The organism is uncultured Anaerobiospirillum sp. (assembly GCF_902485895.1).
Lineage (GTDB): Bacteria > Pseudomonadota > Gammaproteobacteria > Enterobacterales > Succinivibrionaceae > Anaerobiospirillum > Anaerobiospirillum succiniciproducens.
Genome location: NZ_CABTML010000022.1, coordinates 22880 through 38305, shown reverse-complemented (window position 1 = coordinate 38305; position 15426 = coordinate 22880). Strand labels below are relative to the sequence as shown.

General features: G+C 43.9%; 12 protein-coding genes. 3 read left to right on the top strand and 9 right to left on the bottom strand.

Translation table 11 applies throughout. The annotated features are described in order from the left end of the window. Positions 1–918: 918 nt before the first annotated feature. Together secB and RDO37_RS02000 are read right to left on the bottom strand one after the other, a co-directional pair. Positions 919–1419: a protein-export chaperone SecB gene (gene secB, locus RDO37_RS02005; protein WP_027939342.1), complete on the bottom strand. Its 501-nt coding sequence runs from the start codon at positions 1417–1419 to the stop codon at positions 919–921. 43 nt (positions 1420–1462) lie between these two features. Then, on the bottom strand, positions 1463–1924 hold the full coding sequence (locus RDO37_RS02000) for a rhodanese-like domain-containing protein (protein WP_052338910.1): 462 nt from the start codon (positions 1922–1924) through the stop codon (positions 1463–1465). Positions 1925–2782: 858 nt separating this feature from the next. Here RDO37_RS02000 and gpmM point away from each other — a divergent pair. The 3 genes from gpmM to RDO37_RS01985 all read left to right on the top strand — a co-directional run bounded on the left by gpmM (position 2783) and on the right by RDO37_RS01985 (position 7358). After that, positions 2783–4315: a 2,3-bisphosphoglycerate-independent phosphoglycerate mutase gene (gpmM, locus tag RDO37_RS01995; RefSeq protein WP_374045297.1), complete on the top strand. Its 1533-nt coding sequence runs from the start codon at positions 2783–2785 to the stop codon at positions 4313–4315. A gap of 403 nt (positions 4316–4718) precedes the next feature. Further along, entirely contained in the window at positions 4719–6596 is a 1878-nt protein-coding gene (locus RDO37_RS01990) for a hypothetical protein (RefSeq protein WP_308497936.1), read from the top strand. Between the two features lie 597 nt (positions 6597–7193). Next, a complete protein-coding gene (locus RDO37_RS01985) occupies positions 7194–7358 on the top strand; it encodes a hypothetical protein (protein ID WP_156907535.1) in 165 nt (54 codons plus the stop codon). 316 nt (positions 7359–7674) lie between these two features. On the opposite strand, the gene RDO37_RS01980 is transcribed toward RDO37_RS01985, so the two are convergent. The 7 genes from RDO37_RS01980 to RDO37_RS01950 form a co-directional block, all read right to left on the bottom strand. Next, the gene (locus RDO37_RS01980) at positions 7675–9042 is read right to left on the bottom strand and encodes a metallopeptidase TldD-related protein (RefSeq protein WP_281710004.1); all 1368 of its coding nucleotides are present in this window, start codon (positions 9040–9042) and stop codon (positions 7675–7677) included. Positions 9043–9262: 220 nt separating this feature from the next. Then, complete coding sequence (yjgA, locus tag RDO37_RS01975) at positions 9263–9838, bottom strand: ribosome biogenesis factor YjgA (protein WP_027939336.1); 576 nt, start codon at positions 9836–9838, stop codon at positions 9263–9265. 240 nt (positions 9839–10078) lie between these two features. After that, complete coding sequence (tldD, locus tag RDO37_RS01970) at positions 10079–11542, bottom strand: metalloprotease TldD (RefSeq protein ID WP_308497935.1); 1464 nt, start codon at positions 11540–11542, stop codon at positions 10079–10081. Between the two features lie 147 nt (positions 11543–11689). Then, positions 11690–12283, bottom strand: coding sequence for a Maf family protein (locus RDO37_RS01965; RefSeq protein ID WP_308497934.1), 594 nt, complete (start codon positions 12281–12283; stop codon positions 11690–11692). Positions 12284–12326: 43 nt separating this feature from the next. Next, on the bottom strand, positions 12327–12857 hold the full coding sequence (gene mreD / locus RDO37_RS01960; RefSeq protein WP_308497933.1) for a rod shape-determining protein MreD: 531 nt from the start codon (positions 12855–12857) through the stop codon (positions 12327–12329). Beyond that, positions 12850–13905 (bottom strand): rod shape-determining protein MreC, encoded by a 1056-nt coding sequence (mreC, locus tag RDO37_RS01955; RefSeq protein ID WP_308497932.1) that lies wholly within the window; start codon positions 13903–13905, stop codon positions 12850–12852. Before mreC ends, mreD begins: the two co-directional genes overlap by 8 nt. Positions 13906–14219: 314 nt before the next feature. Further along, on the bottom strand, positions 14220–15269 hold the full coding sequence (locus tag RDO37_RS01950) for a rod shape-determining protein (protein WP_027939332.1): 1050 nt from the start codon (positions 15267–15269) through the stop codon (positions 14220–14222). Between the last annotated feature and the right edge of the window lie 157 nt (positions 15270–15426).

Sequence of the window (15426 nt, the reverse complement as noted above, 5' to 3'; positions counted from 1 at the left end):
TGCATTGAATCCAGTCCACGAAGTGAGAGATTGTTCCACGTGGAACATTTGCCAAGGTAGAACTGCAGCAAAGCATCACAACAGCCTAGGGGACTAGGTAGCCCTGAACGCCCGCTCACTTGCATGAGTGATACATCAGTAATTGCCGTGTTTTCCTAGGCATCGCGTGCGCGTGCGCGTGAATAGATCAAGATAGATAACAAGGGAATTAAGGGGGCTTTATGCGTGCGTGCGCGTGAGAGCGGTTTTAGTAGGTCATTGCAGAAGATGCGGGGGCCTTGCGTGCGCGTGCGCGTGCGCGTGAGAATGATAAACGGGCCTGATGTTTTGGGGTGGTAACTTCGCTATAATATCGAGTACGGTTTTGATTGTCTTACAAGTGCCCTGTGAGCAAGATCTCATTAGGGCATTTTTCATAGCAACCTAAGAAAATACTTTCAATCTTGTGTCTAATTTGTACCCAAATACTAACAAACCTAGATGCAATAAGGCGTCTTAACAAAAAGTGTCAAAAAGCCCGATTTTGGAACACAAATGTGCGTGCTTTAGCTTAGTTAACCAAATAGATCTTATTTACATAGTATGGCCAGGCTAGATCAACAGCCCTTATTTAATGGTGTGGCTTGGCAGATCAACAGCTCTTAGTTAAGGGTGCGGCTTGGCAGATCAACAGCTCTTACTTAATGGTGTGGCTTGGCAGATTAACAGCTCTTAGTTAAGGGTGCGGCTTGGCAGATCAACAGCCCTGACTTAAGGGTGTGGACTGGTAGATCAACTCATCTTAGTTAAGGGGGTAGGTAATGAAAGAGCAACTGCCCTATTTTATGGGCCTAAAAAAACAAAACGACGCTAGTACTAGACTGAGCGTCGTTCTGTATAAAGGCGTAGCAGCTTAGCTACAGCATGTCAGAAAGAAAATTACTTCTGTTCTGCTGCCTCTACCTTATCTTCAGCGGCGCCTTCTTGGTTAGCCTGCTGAGCCTTGCGAGCACGGAACAGAGCCTCAAAGTTGATTGGAGCTAAGTTGAGCTGAGGGAAGGTTGCACGAGCAACTAAGCTGGAGATGAACTCACGAGCATATGGGAAGAGGATATTAGGAGCGGTGCCGCCTAATAAGAACTCACCTGCCTCGCCTGGGAGGTTGCGCAGTAAGAATACGCCAGCCTGGGTTACTTCACAGATGAAAGCAGTCTTGCCCTCATTGTTGCAGGTAACAGTGATACGCAGAGCAACCTCGAACTGATCATCAGCGATCTTGGTGGTCTTGGTATCGAACTTAACCTGAAGCTCAGGCTTCCACTGGCTCTGGAAAACTACAGGGCTGTGTGGAGTCTCTAAAGAAGAGTCCTTAGCGTAAACACGAATAAGATCAAAGAGAGGACGGCTTGCTGCTGCCTGATCGTTTGCATTCTCTGACATGTGTATGTTCCCTTATGTACAGTCTTCTGTAATAGAAATTCTGTTACTTCTTATAAGACAGCGGCATGTTGGAGCTGCTCCAATCGAGCATGCCACCTTCTAAAATATAAACTTTTGTAAAACCTTGCTTCTTTAAGAAGCGACCGCTGTTGAAGCACTCGCTATCGAACTTATCTTTACCGACTAAGATAACAGGCTTGTCACGACGGCTGTCAATGCGACCAATCTTACCGCTCTTAATATCGGCTGCGGTAATGTTGATAGCGTTTGCAATGTGTCCACTAGAAAAGCCATCAGCGCTTCTAATGTCAACAAATACGCCATCCTCGCGATTCACTAAGTTCACTGCAGTACCAGCATTTGCCTTGGCAATGCGAGCAGTTAACAGTTTGAACTGAACCACAATCAGCATAACTAAGACAACGCCCCATGCACCAACCATGAAATAGTGACGCATGAAAAAGTCAGGAAATTCGTTGATGAACTCGGAAAAATTGAAATCCACGATTGCTACCTCAAAATGTCCGGATTTCTCTCCGGTTTCTAGAACAGCTCGCTATTCTATCATATTAAGCCAAAGATAACAGGCTCTATGGTGATTAACAGAGTGTAGATAGCAACAGAATGCCTATGGCGGATCAAAAGACACTCATGCCCGTACATTTGTATCAGATCTAGATCACAAAACTATGGACAAAATGCCTAAATGCTTCTTGTTTCAATCACAACCATAATGATCTAACTTCACTAGCTAATCTATAGCTAAGCTCACAGATTTACTAAGAAATTTGCTAAATCTCTAGTTATGTTAATGAAGCACACTTGATCAAGCTCATATTACGAAAGTATCCGTAGTGATACGTTGAGAATGCCCAGCACACAAGAGATCATCCATCCTTTATAAGTGCCGTTAATGCAAAATTTGCAGTTGTATTACGAAAGTATCTAGACTAAAGATCGACGCACCTGTGCTGTTTTAAGCGTTTTGTTTGTGTTCTTTGCTGAAAAATCACAGAAAAAAGGGGCTTTCGTGATAACATTAGATGTTGATCACACACACCTTTTCATGAGCGGATCTAACGCCTTAATGAACTTAAAAGTGTGTAGTGAGTTTGCTCTTGTAAAGCGGCTAATCAGATGAGATGTAGTTGAGATTTGCACTGTCTGAAAGCCGTTAGTGAGCTAGCAGCTCAGCCTTTGAGGCAAAGCTATCGAAGATCAAGACTGTCACAGATTAATCATCAAGATCATGGGCTTTAAAAAATCTTAAGATTTTAGTCCAAGTCTTAATAGTTGAAGACCAGTCTTGTTCACTGCGCTCAAAGCATTCTGTCAGTTTTTTCAGCAAGTTGAGACTACCATCATGGCACAAAAGAAAACTTTAGCCCTTATTATCATGGACGGCTGGGGCGACAACAAAGACCAAGAATTCAACGCTGTTCTTAACGCCAATACCCCAGTTCTTGACGGTCTGTGCGCTAAGTATGCTAATACTGACATCTCTGCTTCAGGCATCGACGTAGGTTTACCTGATGGCCAGATGGGTAACTCAGAAGTTGGTCACACCAACATCGGCGCAGGTCGTATTGTTTACCAAGAGCTTACTCGTATCGGTAAGGCTATCGAAGATGGCGACTTCTTTGAGAATGCAGCACTGTGTGCAGCCGTAGATAAGGCTGTTGCTGCTAACAAGGCTGTTCATATCATGGGTCTGATGTCACCAGGTGGTGTTCACAGCCATGAAGATCACATCTTAGCCATGATCAAGCTTGCAGCTAAGCGTGGCGCTAAAGAGATTTACTTCCACCCATTCTTAGACGGCCGTGATGTACCACCTCGTTCTGCTCTTGAGTTCATTGGCAAGTTTGAAGACCTCTTCAAGGAGCTCGGTGTTGGCCGTTTTGCCTCTGTAGTTGGTCGTTACTTTGCTATGGATCGTGACAATCGTTGGGATCGTGTCGAGAAGGCCTACGACGTCATTACCTCTGGCATTTCCGAGTTACCATCCTACCCAAGCATCAAGGCTGCTATTGAGGCTGCTTACGAGCGTGGTGAGAACGATGAGTTCGTTCAGGCTTCTATCATCGGCGACAAGGTTACCTTAAATGACGGCGACTCCATGATCTTCATGAACTTCCGTGCTGATCGTGCTCGTCAGATTACACGTTCATTTGTTAACGCTGACTTTGACGGCTTTGCTCGTAAGTCCACTCCAAAGCTTGCTGACTTTGTAATGCTGACTCAGTATGCAGCTGACATTAAGACTGCTTGTGCATACCCACCAGAGAACCTGACCAACACCTTAGGTGAGTGGTTATCTTCACACAACAAGACTCAGTTACGTATCTCCGAGACCGAGAAGTACGCTCACGTAACCTTCTTCTTCAATGGTGGTGTTGAGACTGTATTCCCAGGTGAGGATCGCATCTTAGTTCAAAGCCCTAAGGTTGCCACCTACGACCTGCAGCCAGAGATGAGCTCTGAGGAACTTACTGATAAGTTATGTCAGGCTATCGAGTCAGGTAAGTATGACGTTGTAATCTGTAACTACCCTAACGGTGACATGGTTGGTCATACTGGCGTTTACGAAGCAGCTATTAAGGCTGTTGAGGCTGTTGATCACTGCATTGGCCGTGTTGTTGAGTCCCTTGAGAAGGTTGGTGGTGAGTGCTTAATCACTGCCGATCATGGTAACTGCGAGCGTATGAAGGACTTAACTACTGGTCAACCTTTCACTGCCCACACCAATCTGCCTGTTCCATTCATCTATGTTGGCCGTGAGGCAACTATGCGTGAGGGCGGACGCTTAAGCGATATCGCACCTACTATGCTCTACCTCATGGGTATGGAAATCCCAGCAGAGATGACCGGCAAATCAATCATCACTTTAAAGTAAGATTCTAAAAAGCAATCTTACGTACTGTAAAAAGGCCCTTGCCTATCAATTAGGCGAGGGCCTTTTTGCATCTAAGATTACTATTTTCCTAAAAACTAACAGCAAGAGCACTTATGACCATAATGTGCGCACACCTCTGGCACAGATATGATGCAAGTGCACATAATGCACACACCATGATGTATAGCAACCATAAAGACCTAGAAAACGGCTTTTCGTATGCTGTTATGTAACAAAAATATAAATGATGATAACTGAATCACATGCACATAATTGTTTGACAAATTATATTTCAAATAACCATATAGAATGCTAAAGTAATTGTTATCCTAGATACATCATTACTTGTTTTATAACAAGCACTCCTTAACCTAACTCTAATCACATGTGGGTAGCACACAAAATGACAGGTTGCACAGCACAAGAAATATCCATAAACCCACAGGTGGTTGACTCAACTAAGCACTCTTCAGCTCCTGATGGCTATAAGATTGGAGCTATACCTCTAATTGCTGGTTTCTTAAAACAATTCGAATTTGGGGATCTTATTTCTAGCACCATTGCTAATACCCTAAAACAGTATGGAGAGAATAACGCTAGCTTACTCTCATGCCTAATGTGCGATCTATTCATCAAGATAGATCAACCTGTCATCCACTACACAGGCTACGACAAGCAAAGAGCTTTTAACGCTATCATTGATGAAAGTCTGAACGAGGATAGCTGTTCATATAGTGCAATGGCACAGGCCTTAGAAGAATTAGGTCACTGCAATTTAGAAGAACTCTTTGAGGTCCTTGCCAACCGTGTCCTTGATGATATTGGCAATGCCTCTAATTATCTTTTCCCTCTTACTAGTGCTAAGTCAATTTTCAACATCACTTGCATTGGCAACGAGCCTGTAAAAACGATCAAAGACTACAATCCAAATATAGAACTCAATCCTATTGAGTTCATCGTCTTTGAAGCCATTTCAGGAATCCCAGTTTCATACAAGATAGCACAGCCAGACTCAGGTACCGGCAATTGGGAAGTTCAGCAATATCTAACTTCATATCTTGGTAGAGCCAAGATCTATAGCGACAGACCTATATATCTGTACTCCACTATCATGGATTACGATCCTAAGATATGTTTAAAGCGCCGCAGTGCTGGCATCCATTTAATTACTCGCGCACCAAGTTCCAACAGACTGGTCTGTAATCTTGATTTTGATCTTGAAAAGAGCACCAAGATTACTGACGATAGCTATATCTCCAAGAATGAAGATGCTATGGGCGTGTGGATGGATAATATTGCCCCTTTAACGTATATCGACAAGGATATGCGTAAAGTCCTAATCCCACAAAAAGGATTTCAAATTTATAATCTTTCCATAGAACAAAAGAAGCAAGTCAGCCTTGAAAACAAGGCACAAAAGGAGCTCTTGGCTACAATCGAAAAACTAAATCAACCTTCATATACAGAGCTTGATGCTCTCACTCATCTTAAAAAGCTAGTTAAGAAGTTTAAGCTTATTGAGCTCACTGAGGCTGATTTAAATGCTGATAAGCACAGTGCCGTCCCTGAAAAATCAGATAAGGCCCATGCTGTAACTGAGCCTCAAGCCAAAGCAAAGGTAAACATGCTCGATAAAATTGAGTCTGACATTAAAGAGGCTATCAAGCATGCATCCCCAAGCGATCGTCAGTATTTCAAGCCACCACTTTCTGATCTGGTGCTCTTAGTTAATGGCGTAGGCTATTTTCCAAATGTAAGTCTGCAGCTTAATGACGATGCCATTGCCAAGCAGGCTAAATTAGAAAGCCGCTCAGCGATCATTACTACAGACACCAATCGTAACTGGAATATGTCTGAGCTGTATTCTGTCTATGAGTGCTGCAGCCATATTAGAGACTATATGACGACCTATAAGAACACTACAGTGTTTGTAAAAGGCGACTTCATAGCCTCACCTGAGCGCATTCGTGCGATCAACTTTCTACTCAACATTTGCATGCTCTCCTACATGTATTTCAATTACAAGATAGGTATTGCCAATCAAAAGGAAAAAGTTTTTGAGCTTCCTCCTCGTGCAAGAATCAGAAGGCTCTCTGAAAGACAGGGTCGCTTATTGTGTGGCAATCTTATCGATTTTCTCGAGGATCAAAAGGACTTTGCTCTTAAAGACCTGCCAAATGGGAAAAAACAGCTCAAACCATGCGATGAAAGGATCGCAACTTACCTTAATGCCTTAGGCCCAACCTGGGGTGCTTACGCTAGCGCTGCTTTTTATAAATAATGGCACTAACTTTAGCTGACACATCAGCTAGAGTTTGTCTCTTTGCCTTAGCTGACACATCAGCTAGAGTTTGTCTCTTTGCCTTGGTTTTACCTACATAGGCATTGACCTTACCTCTAGCTGTCATTAGCTTCTTCACGCTTAAATGCCTTTGAGCAAGCGTCAAACCTCTACTGTTAATTACTCTCTTCTTAGCGCTGACTAACAGTTGGCAAGCATCTGAAAGAGCAGGCCGTCCGTACAAAACGCAATCTACTTTACAATCAACTCAATCTGTGAAAAATATTTTCAGGCTCTAACTTGGCGAGTTTTCCAGTGTTTTTGCAAAATTGCAACATTGTATTTTGCAGAATTTAGATAATTGTTTGCATTGTGTATGGCGTTATTTAAGCTTATATACTAGGATCCTAGACAACAACTTACTGCAAAATTTGCCCAAATTTCTTTCATAATTTCAGGCTTAAAAACCTGTTGTAATCAAGTTTTGCGGCTACTTATTAGGTTTACAAGCCACTGCGATCGCTGCACAATTCACCTTACAGTCAGCTAGCAGTAATGACCTAGCATACGTAAACACTGCCAATATAGGAGCTAAATATGAGCACACAAGATAAGCGCTCTATTTCAACAAAGCGTGGCTTTGCTCCAATGCGTGACTTCGCTCTGTTAGAAAAAACTAAAGCTTTCACTTTAAATAGCAAAAGAGACGTAAGAGTTAATCTAAGAAACTCAAGCGGCAGAGCATTAAGCCCTTCTAAATAAGCACTGATTGGCTTAAATAAGCACTTCTAGGTCTATTTTTTTTTACCTAATAGCGCTCAATTATCTGTACCCTTAGCGTCTAAGTTTAGTGGCGCTAACAACTAAAGGGCCGTGAAAATAATTTTCAGAGCCCTACCAAGCCCCATTAATCGCCTCAAGGAGGCACTCATGTCTACTGCCTAGCTCATATAGACATGCAAAAGCCTTTATAAAAGGCAAAAAAGGCCATACATCATATGTATGGCCTTTTTTGATCATGTTCGGTATTGAGCCTCTATAGAAACGAGGCTAATCCATTGTCAAAGGCTGTGGTTCCTTAGCTTCCCGATACAGTAAGCTCTGGGATCCATACTGATCCTGTCTGTATGCGGCGGCGCTCATCGCGATCATTACCAATCATCGCAATAGAGGCGTACATCTCCTTAAGATTACCGGCAACAGTAATCTCATCAACAGCATGGACTCGCTCACCATTTTCAAAATAGTAGCCCGAAACACCACGGCTATAGTTACCGTTAACGATATTCACGCCCTGACCCATGAGCTGATGAACCACGATACCAGAGCCAGCCTTTTTAAGGATATCCTCTAAAGAGCCGCCATGCTCGTCATCAGGATTGAAGAAGATGTTATAGCAAGGATCATTGTGACCATTGCACTTCATGTTGAGCTTTCTGCCAGAGTAAGTATCGATAAAGAACTCTTTTAAGATACCGTTGCTGACCACATCTAATGGTCGGGTTGCTACACCCTCAGCATCGAATAAGGCAGATGCAATACCGCCCTTAATAAGCGGATCTTCTTTAACCGATAAGAACTCAGGGAATACCTGAGAGTTAAGACTATCTTTTAAGAACGAAGAGTTCTGATAGATGAGCATACCGCTAATAGCGTTGATAAATGGCAGCATCAGCTCGCTTGCGGCACCACGGCTAAAGATAATGTTGTATTTACCGGTCTTAACCTTAGATGCACCAAGCTTTCCTAAGGTTCTTTGCACAGCCTCATCAGCCACACGCTCATCAGCCCACTCTAAAGCTGGGTTGATGCCAATATAGCTGCCTCCAGAGCGCTGCATAACACCATTTTGCTCGCCGACCAAGCTAATGTATTTTGAGTACTCTGACTCTACAGAGCTCTTACAAAAACCATGGCTAGTAGCTAAGGTGCGTACAGAGTACATGGTGGAATATGACGCACCATCAGACTCTTTAAGACCCTTATCCTTGTTTTTGTCCACCATGGCAACGGCTAGCTTGTCTAGATCCACTGCACGTTTAACTAAGGTGTCAGGATCCTCTTCAAGCTCATAAAGTAACTCAAGGTCCTCGTCACCCTGGTAAAGCTCGTTTGCATCGCACAGACCTGCAAACTCATCGCGAGAGGTGTACTTACACAGATTTAATGCAGATTCGGCAGTATCTGTGATGCTAGCAATGGAGAAGTCGCTAGTATTAGCATGGCCGCAGTGCTTGTCCTTATATACAGTAATTGACATGCCCTGCATCTGATTGAACTCAAGATTCTCCACTTCACAGTGACGTGATGAAACATCAAGTCCTTTACCGCCTGAAATACGAACACGAACCTCATCAGCACCTTTTGACTTGGCAATTTCTACAGCCTTCATGGCCAGATCTTCAAACTGCTTTTTAAGTTCTGGTAACTGTGCAAAATATGACATGGCAGATCTCTATATGACTAGCGGCAAAGATACCGCATCACTACTGTTCTTAAGTTAACAACCGTCTAAAAGAAAGCTCTAGACTACATCTCAAGCTGCAAGGCTTGCGCTCTGGCACCGCTATCACCGCGCAGTTGGGTGCTAGCGTTTTCGGTGCTAGCGCTGCCTGAGAGTGCACTAGCTTATGGGCCGTGCGCTAGCTTATGTGCTGTGCAATTGCTTATGAGCCGTTGCTTTTTGGGCGCAGCATGGTGTCAGGAATCTCGACACCGGCGTTGTTGACCTCAGTTTTAATGAACTTATATAAGGCACGTGCTTGTGGGCGATCAGGTAAAGTTGAAGACAACTCATCATGGGCACGCTTAACTAAAGTTCTAAGCTTGTTGCGATCAATTGATGGAATCAGCTCTACTAAGGAGTTAACACCCTTAATGCCGCCATGAATTAAGTACTCACGCAGCATTTCAAGACGCATTGCCTTAGGATCTTCTTTAGCAGTGGTGCTTAAGTTGTTAATCTGATTCTCAAGATCTTCATGACCAAAAGAACGTAACAATTTAGCGGCAAACTGTAGCTGACGACGACGCTCATCTGAGATGCGGCGTAAAGAACGAGCCTTTACAAAAGCCTCTTTAACTTCTTCTTCCTCAAACTTCAAACGTGCAAAGGCAGTATCACCTAAATCGGCAATTTTATCAGCAAGCTTACGAATTGCCTGAGCTTCACGCTTGTGAGCAGAGCGACTGAGCTCATCTGGCTCAGTATCAAAACCCTCAAAATGCTCTTGAACAGCCATGATTCTCTCCGTGTCCCTTAAAGGGAAAAATCTATATTGCACCGCTGCATCTTAGTAAAAATTACAGCACTCAAGTTTGTCTTATGAGTGTGGATAACTTTATCTGCTTTCTAAAAACAGCGGCAATTGCATCCAAATAACTATGTAGGTGCCTTTATAAATTTTTAGGCTGCTGTACAAATTAGTATGGATGCGGTTATGGATATGGTTTAGTTGTGTAGTCTCTAGCCTAATAGACTACTAAGCTTGGCAGGAGGCACCGTTTGCATCGGATCCGCCGACAGTGATTTCACTAATCTTAACTGTAGGCTGACCAATACCAACACGTACTGACTGACCTGACTTTCCACACCAGCCAATGCCACGATCAAACTCTAAATCATCTGCAACCATGGTGACCTTCTGCATGGTTTGATCGCCAGTGCCGATTAAGGTAGCACCCTTAATTGGAGCTGTGATCTTGCCATTTTCAACTAAGTAGGCCTCAGAGGCTGAGAATACAAAGCGACCTGAGGTGGTGTCTACTTGTCCACCTGAGAAGTTAACTGCATAAATACCTTTATCTAAGGAGGCGATTAACTCTTCTTTCTTGTACTTACCAGGCATCATATATGTATTGGTCATACGAGGGATAGTAAGACAAGAATAGTTTTGGCGACGACCGTTACCAGTAGGCTCAGCACCCATCAGCATGGCACTGCGACGATCATGCATAAAGCCCTTTAAAATACCGTTTTCAATCAGCACATTATGCTTACTTACAGTACCCTCATCATCACATGATTGAGAGCCACGACGGTTAGGAATAGTGCCATCATCAACAATGGTACATGCCTCTGATGCTACCTTCTGACCAACCTTATCCCAATATGCTGAGGTCTTATGGAAGTTACCATCACCCTCAAGGCCATGACCAACAGCCTCGTGAATTAACACCGCTGGCCAGCCTGCACCTAATACCACCGGCATACTACCAGCAGGAGCTGGAATAGCCTCGAGGTTTACAGATGCCATGCGTACAGCATCAAGGGCTACTTTCTCAAAAGCATCGTTCTTAGTGAGCTCGTCTAATAAGAAAGCACCGCCCATAGCAGATGAGCCTTGCTCATGACGATCGCCGTTCTTCATCACGACACTGACATTAAACTGCACGATTGGTTTAACATCCGCACATAAAGTGCCATCGGTGTTAGCCACTAACATCATGCGATGCACCTGTCCTAAGCTAACATCTACCTGATCGACTCGGCTATCAGCAGATCGAGCAACCTCATTAGCTCTCATAAGTAAGGCTGCTTTCTGCTCGCGACTCATAGATAACAGAGGATTGTCCTGTACATATAAAGGCTTGAGTTCACGTGGGGTGATATTGATGCCTCTTGGAGTCATATTATGTCCAGAGCTAATTGAACGAGCTGCTCTACAGGCATCTAATACTGCATTACGCTCAATCACGTCGGAATAAGCAAAACCAGTTTTCTCACCAATCAGGCCGCGTACACCCACACCTGATGAAATGCGGTATGCACCTTCTTTAATGATGCCCTCTTCAAGGAAGAATGACTCGACCACCTCATGCTCAAAGAAGATATCGCCAAAATCGAGTTTGCGCTCATTAAGGATACCCAGACATTGATAGAGAAAGTCCTCATCGATGCCAGCACCATTGAGAAGTTGCTCTTTAACGTACGCTAAATTATCCATATATGGTTTCTTCCTAACCTTACACTTGTGAGAACATAATTGACCTTAAGACTTTAGATAAGCCTATTTAAAGGCTTAAGCGCTTGTGAAGAGGCCAAAGACAGCTTTCACATGTCAATCAGCGTTGCCAAGCAACGATCACCTATCTTATTTAGCAGCTACTGTACGTGGCTTAAGACCAAAGCTTGCTAATACTTCACGCACCTGACATACAGGCAGTCCAACAACTGAACTTACGGAGCCTTCTACTTTTTGAATAAACATTGCTCCAATGCCCTGTACTGCGTAGGCACCTGATTTGTCATCGCTCTCGCCTGAGGCTGTATAAATTTCCAGCAACTCTTCATCGAGGGTAGCGAATGTTACTTTTGATGACTCAAAGATTTGACGAATTACGTCGTCCTTAATAATACAAACGCCAGTCATAACCTCATGGGTATTGCCTGACAAAAGGCGCAAGATGCGCTTGGCATCCTCGCGATCAACAGGCTTACCTAAGATTTGATCTTGGCAAACCACTGCAGTATCGGCAGCTAAAACAATCTGTCCTGGATTGCGTGATGCGACAATAATGGCTTTCTCTTTAGCAATACGCTCAACATAAGCCTTAGCTGACTCACCCTCTAGCACACGCTCATCTGCATCAGGCTTATCAATGACAAACTTAAGGCCCATATTCGCAAGGAAATCACGACGACGTGGTGAGCCTGAAGCTAAAATTAAATCAAAATCTGCAGACATTAGAAAACCTCGAGCTTCTCAAAAAAGAGAGCATCAAACTTAATTAGATTTCTTTTTCTTTTTTCGAACTAGCTTCACTAATCTTAAATAAGCGCCATAAGAAAGCACCTACAAAGAGCATCACAGGCCAAGAAAGCATGGTAACTATAGAGCTCCAGCCAAAGAACTCGTTATAACCAGCTTGTCCGATTAAGTTACAAATCCAGTAAACGCCAACGCTACCAATCATGTTAACGATGCCAATAATCACCATCTGCTGCCAGAGCATAAATGATGGGAAGCGTTTAAATTGAGAGATCACCATGAACACTTCAAAGGCTACTTTTAGACCGTTAACGCCAAATGGAGCTCCAGAGAGGATGTCTAGAAGTAAACCACTAATCCAAGCCATACCGATATTGATACGCTTAGGATCGGTCATCGCAAAGAAAATCAGCATCACACCTAAAATGTCAGGGCGATATTGAGATGCAGCCGCTGGTAGGCGCACAATTTCTAAAATCAAAACGATGAATAGCAGAGGGAAAAAGAGTAAATAGGAGCTACGGTACTGTTCTTTCTTTTGGCTAGCCATGATTTACCTCGGCTTTAGAGTACATAGCTGAAACTATCGTTGCTTTAACATTAGTGTTGGCCGATACGTCTTTTTTATCCTTGCCGTCTTTCTTATCGCCATGAGTAACAGCGGTACGATCTCCGTCGGTTAAGCTTTCAATAAGCTTCTTAACATGCTCTTGACGTAAGATTACCTTACTGTCAGTTTGCTCTTTAGGCTTAACCTGAGCATCGCTGCCTTGATTGTTGGGCTCATACCAGAACATCAGTACGTAGCGAATCTTATCTGTATCCACTAAAGGCTTAGCCTTAACCACAGCAAAAGGCTGGTCTTCAGAAAAACCCACCGAGCTTACAATAGCGACTGGATAGCCCTCAGGGAAGATGCCACCTAAACCTGATGTAACTAAAAGATCACCCTCTTTAATATCAGATGAACGCGGCATATTGTCGATCGATAATTCATCTGACATGCCTGTACCTGTAAGGATGGAACGTACCTGATTACGCACGTTCAGCACAGGAATAGCACTTGATGGGTCTGAAAATAACAAGACGCGAGAGCTTGCATAAGCGACGCTCACAACTTGGCCTACTAAGCCTTCGTCGGTAATAACAGGCATGCCCTCATAGACACCTGCAGAGGCACCACGGTTAACTACAATTCGCTGTAAGTATGGATCTGAGTCCACATCAATGACCTCAGCGAACATACGACGAGAACCAACATTAACAGGAGAGTTGAGCAGCTTACGCATAGCTGCGTTTTCCTGCTCTAAGGTTTCCATACGCATGATGTCCACGCGCTGCAGGTAGTTCTCAGTAGACAGGCGCTCGTTTTCATCGATAAGCTCAGAGCGTGATTTAAACTGAGAAGACACTACTTTAGAAATAGAGTTAGGAGACTCAGCAAAAACCAACACAGGGTAAAGCGCTGTTTCGATGTAATAGCGGAACTCACTTAACAGCTTGAGTCTTGCATCAGCAAAGATCAGTACTATCGATAAAATCAGTACTATCACAAAACGTAGCGTTAAGAATAAAGACGGTGTTTCGGGCCTATTCAAAGAAACAACCTCTCCAAGTTAAAGCTGTATACACAAGATAGTGCAAAAGCACCCACCTATCCGTGCTAGTCCACACTAAGAGTATGCTTTTAGCCATGCATGCAAAAGCGCTTGTCTAGAACATTTGCCAAAACCAAGGTTCTAGAAAAATAGCCACTTTAAACACTAGCAAGCTCAAGTTTAAAGCACAGTCACAGAGGGTCTTATAAACGCAAAAAGCCCGTCCTACCAGGGCCGGGCTGAGTCAGGATAGCGGGTCTAAATATAGACCCCTAGCCTGAGATTTACGCGTATCACGGCGCAAACACAATTGATTAGTCGAAAATCTCGCTCTCGTGAGCATCGTACATCTCAAGTGCACGACCACCGCCACGAGCTACGCAGGTAAGAGGGTCCTCTGCCACGATAACAGGGATACCAGTCTCTTCACGTAAGAGCTTATCGAGGTTGTGAAGCAGCGCACCACCGCCAGAGAGCATCATACCGCGCTCAGCAATATCAGCTGCAAGCTCAGGAGGAGACTTTTCAAGAGCAGCACGTACTGCAGATACGATACCCTTAATTGGGTCAGACAGAGCCTCAAGAATTTCGTTGGTGTTAAGAGTGAATGAACGTGGTACACCCTCAACTACAGAACGACCACGAACTTCCTTCTCGTGCATCTCCTCTTCTGCATAAGCAGAACCGATCTCAATCTTAACTGCTTCAGCAGTAGCCTCACCGATCTCATAACGCTTGGTATTACGTACGTAATCGATAATAGCCTGATCGAAACGGTCACCACCGATACGAACAGAGTTAGAGTAAACCACACCGTTTAAGGAAATGATCGCAACTTCGGTAGTACCACCACCGATATCAACAATCATAGAGCCAGATGCCTCAGATACAGGTAAGCCTGCACCGATTGCAGCAGCCATAGGCTCAGTAATTAAGAACACCTCAGAGGCACCCGCACCTTCAACAGACTCACGGATAGCGCGACGCTCAACTTGGGTTGCACCGCAAGGTACGCACACTAATACACGTGGGGAAGGCTTGAATGGGAAGAATGAAGAACCTGAAAGCACAGTACCGATGAAGTGCTGCAGCATCTTCTCGGTGTACTCGAAGTCAGCAATAACACCATCTTTCATAGGACGGATAACTTCGATATTGTCAGGATTCTTACCTAACATTACCTTAGCGGCCTTACCAACAGCATCCACACTCATCTTTGCACCGTTAGTCTTATCCAGACGAACAGAGACTACAGATGGCTCGTTAAGAACGATGCCTTTGTCCTTGACATAAACTAAAGTGTTGGCGGTTCCCAAGTCGATAGACAGGTCATTGGAGAACATGGCGCGAAGTTTTTTGAACATGTGCGTAAACCTTGGCCGGGTAATGTATAGAGCTTTTGTCGCTACGGTGCTAATTAATTTTTAACTTATATTCTAGACAAGTACTGCCCTGTAAATCTAAGACAAGCCTTTGTCTATACACTATGGCCTCAGAAAAGCTTTTACTCTTTATTGAAAG

What these genes read in the sequence shown, in the direction of transcription:
- secB (WP_027939342.1), bottom strand. Translation starts at nt 1,419, where the DNA reads ATGTCAGAGAATGCAAACGATCAGGCAGCAGCAAGCCGTCCTCTCTTT.
- gpmM (WP_374045297.1), top strand. Translation starts at nt 2,783, where the DNA reads ATGGCACAAAAGAAAACTTTAGCCCTTATTATCATGGACGGCTGGGGC.
- RDO37_RS01990 (WP_308497936.1), top strand. Translation starts at nt 4,719, where the DNA reads ATGACAGGTTGCACAGCACAAGAAATATCCATAAACCCACAGGTGGTT.
- RDO37_RS01985 (WP_156907535.1), top strand. Translation starts at nt 7,194, where the DNA reads ATGAGCACACAAGATAAGCGCTCTATTTCAACAAAGCGTGGCTTTGCT.
- RDO37_RS01980 (WP_281710004.1), bottom strand. Translation starts at nt 9,042, where the DNA reads ATGTCATATTTTGCACAGTTACCAGAACTTAAAAAGCAGTTTGAAGAT.
- yjgA (WP_027939336.1), bottom strand. Translation starts at nt 9,838, where the DNA reads ATGGCTGTTCAAGAGCATTTTGAGGGTTTTGATACTGAGCCAGATGAG.
- tldD (WP_308497935.1), bottom strand. Translation starts at nt 11,542, where the DNA reads ATGGATAATTTAGCGTACGTTAAAGAGCAACTTCTCAATGGTGCTGGC.
- RDO37_RS01965 (WP_308497934.1), bottom strand. Translation starts at nt 12,283, where the DNA reads ATGTCTGCAGATTTTGATTTAATTTTAGCTTCAGGCTCACCACGTCGT.
- mreD (WP_308497933.1), bottom strand. Translation starts at nt 12,857, where the DNA reads ATGGCTAGCCAAAAGAAAGAACAGTACCGTAGCTCCTATTTACTCTTT.
- RDO37_RS01950 (WP_027939332.1), bottom strand. Translation starts at nt 15,269, where the DNA reads ATGTTCAAAAAACTTCGCGCCATGTTCTCCAATGACCTGTCTATCGAC.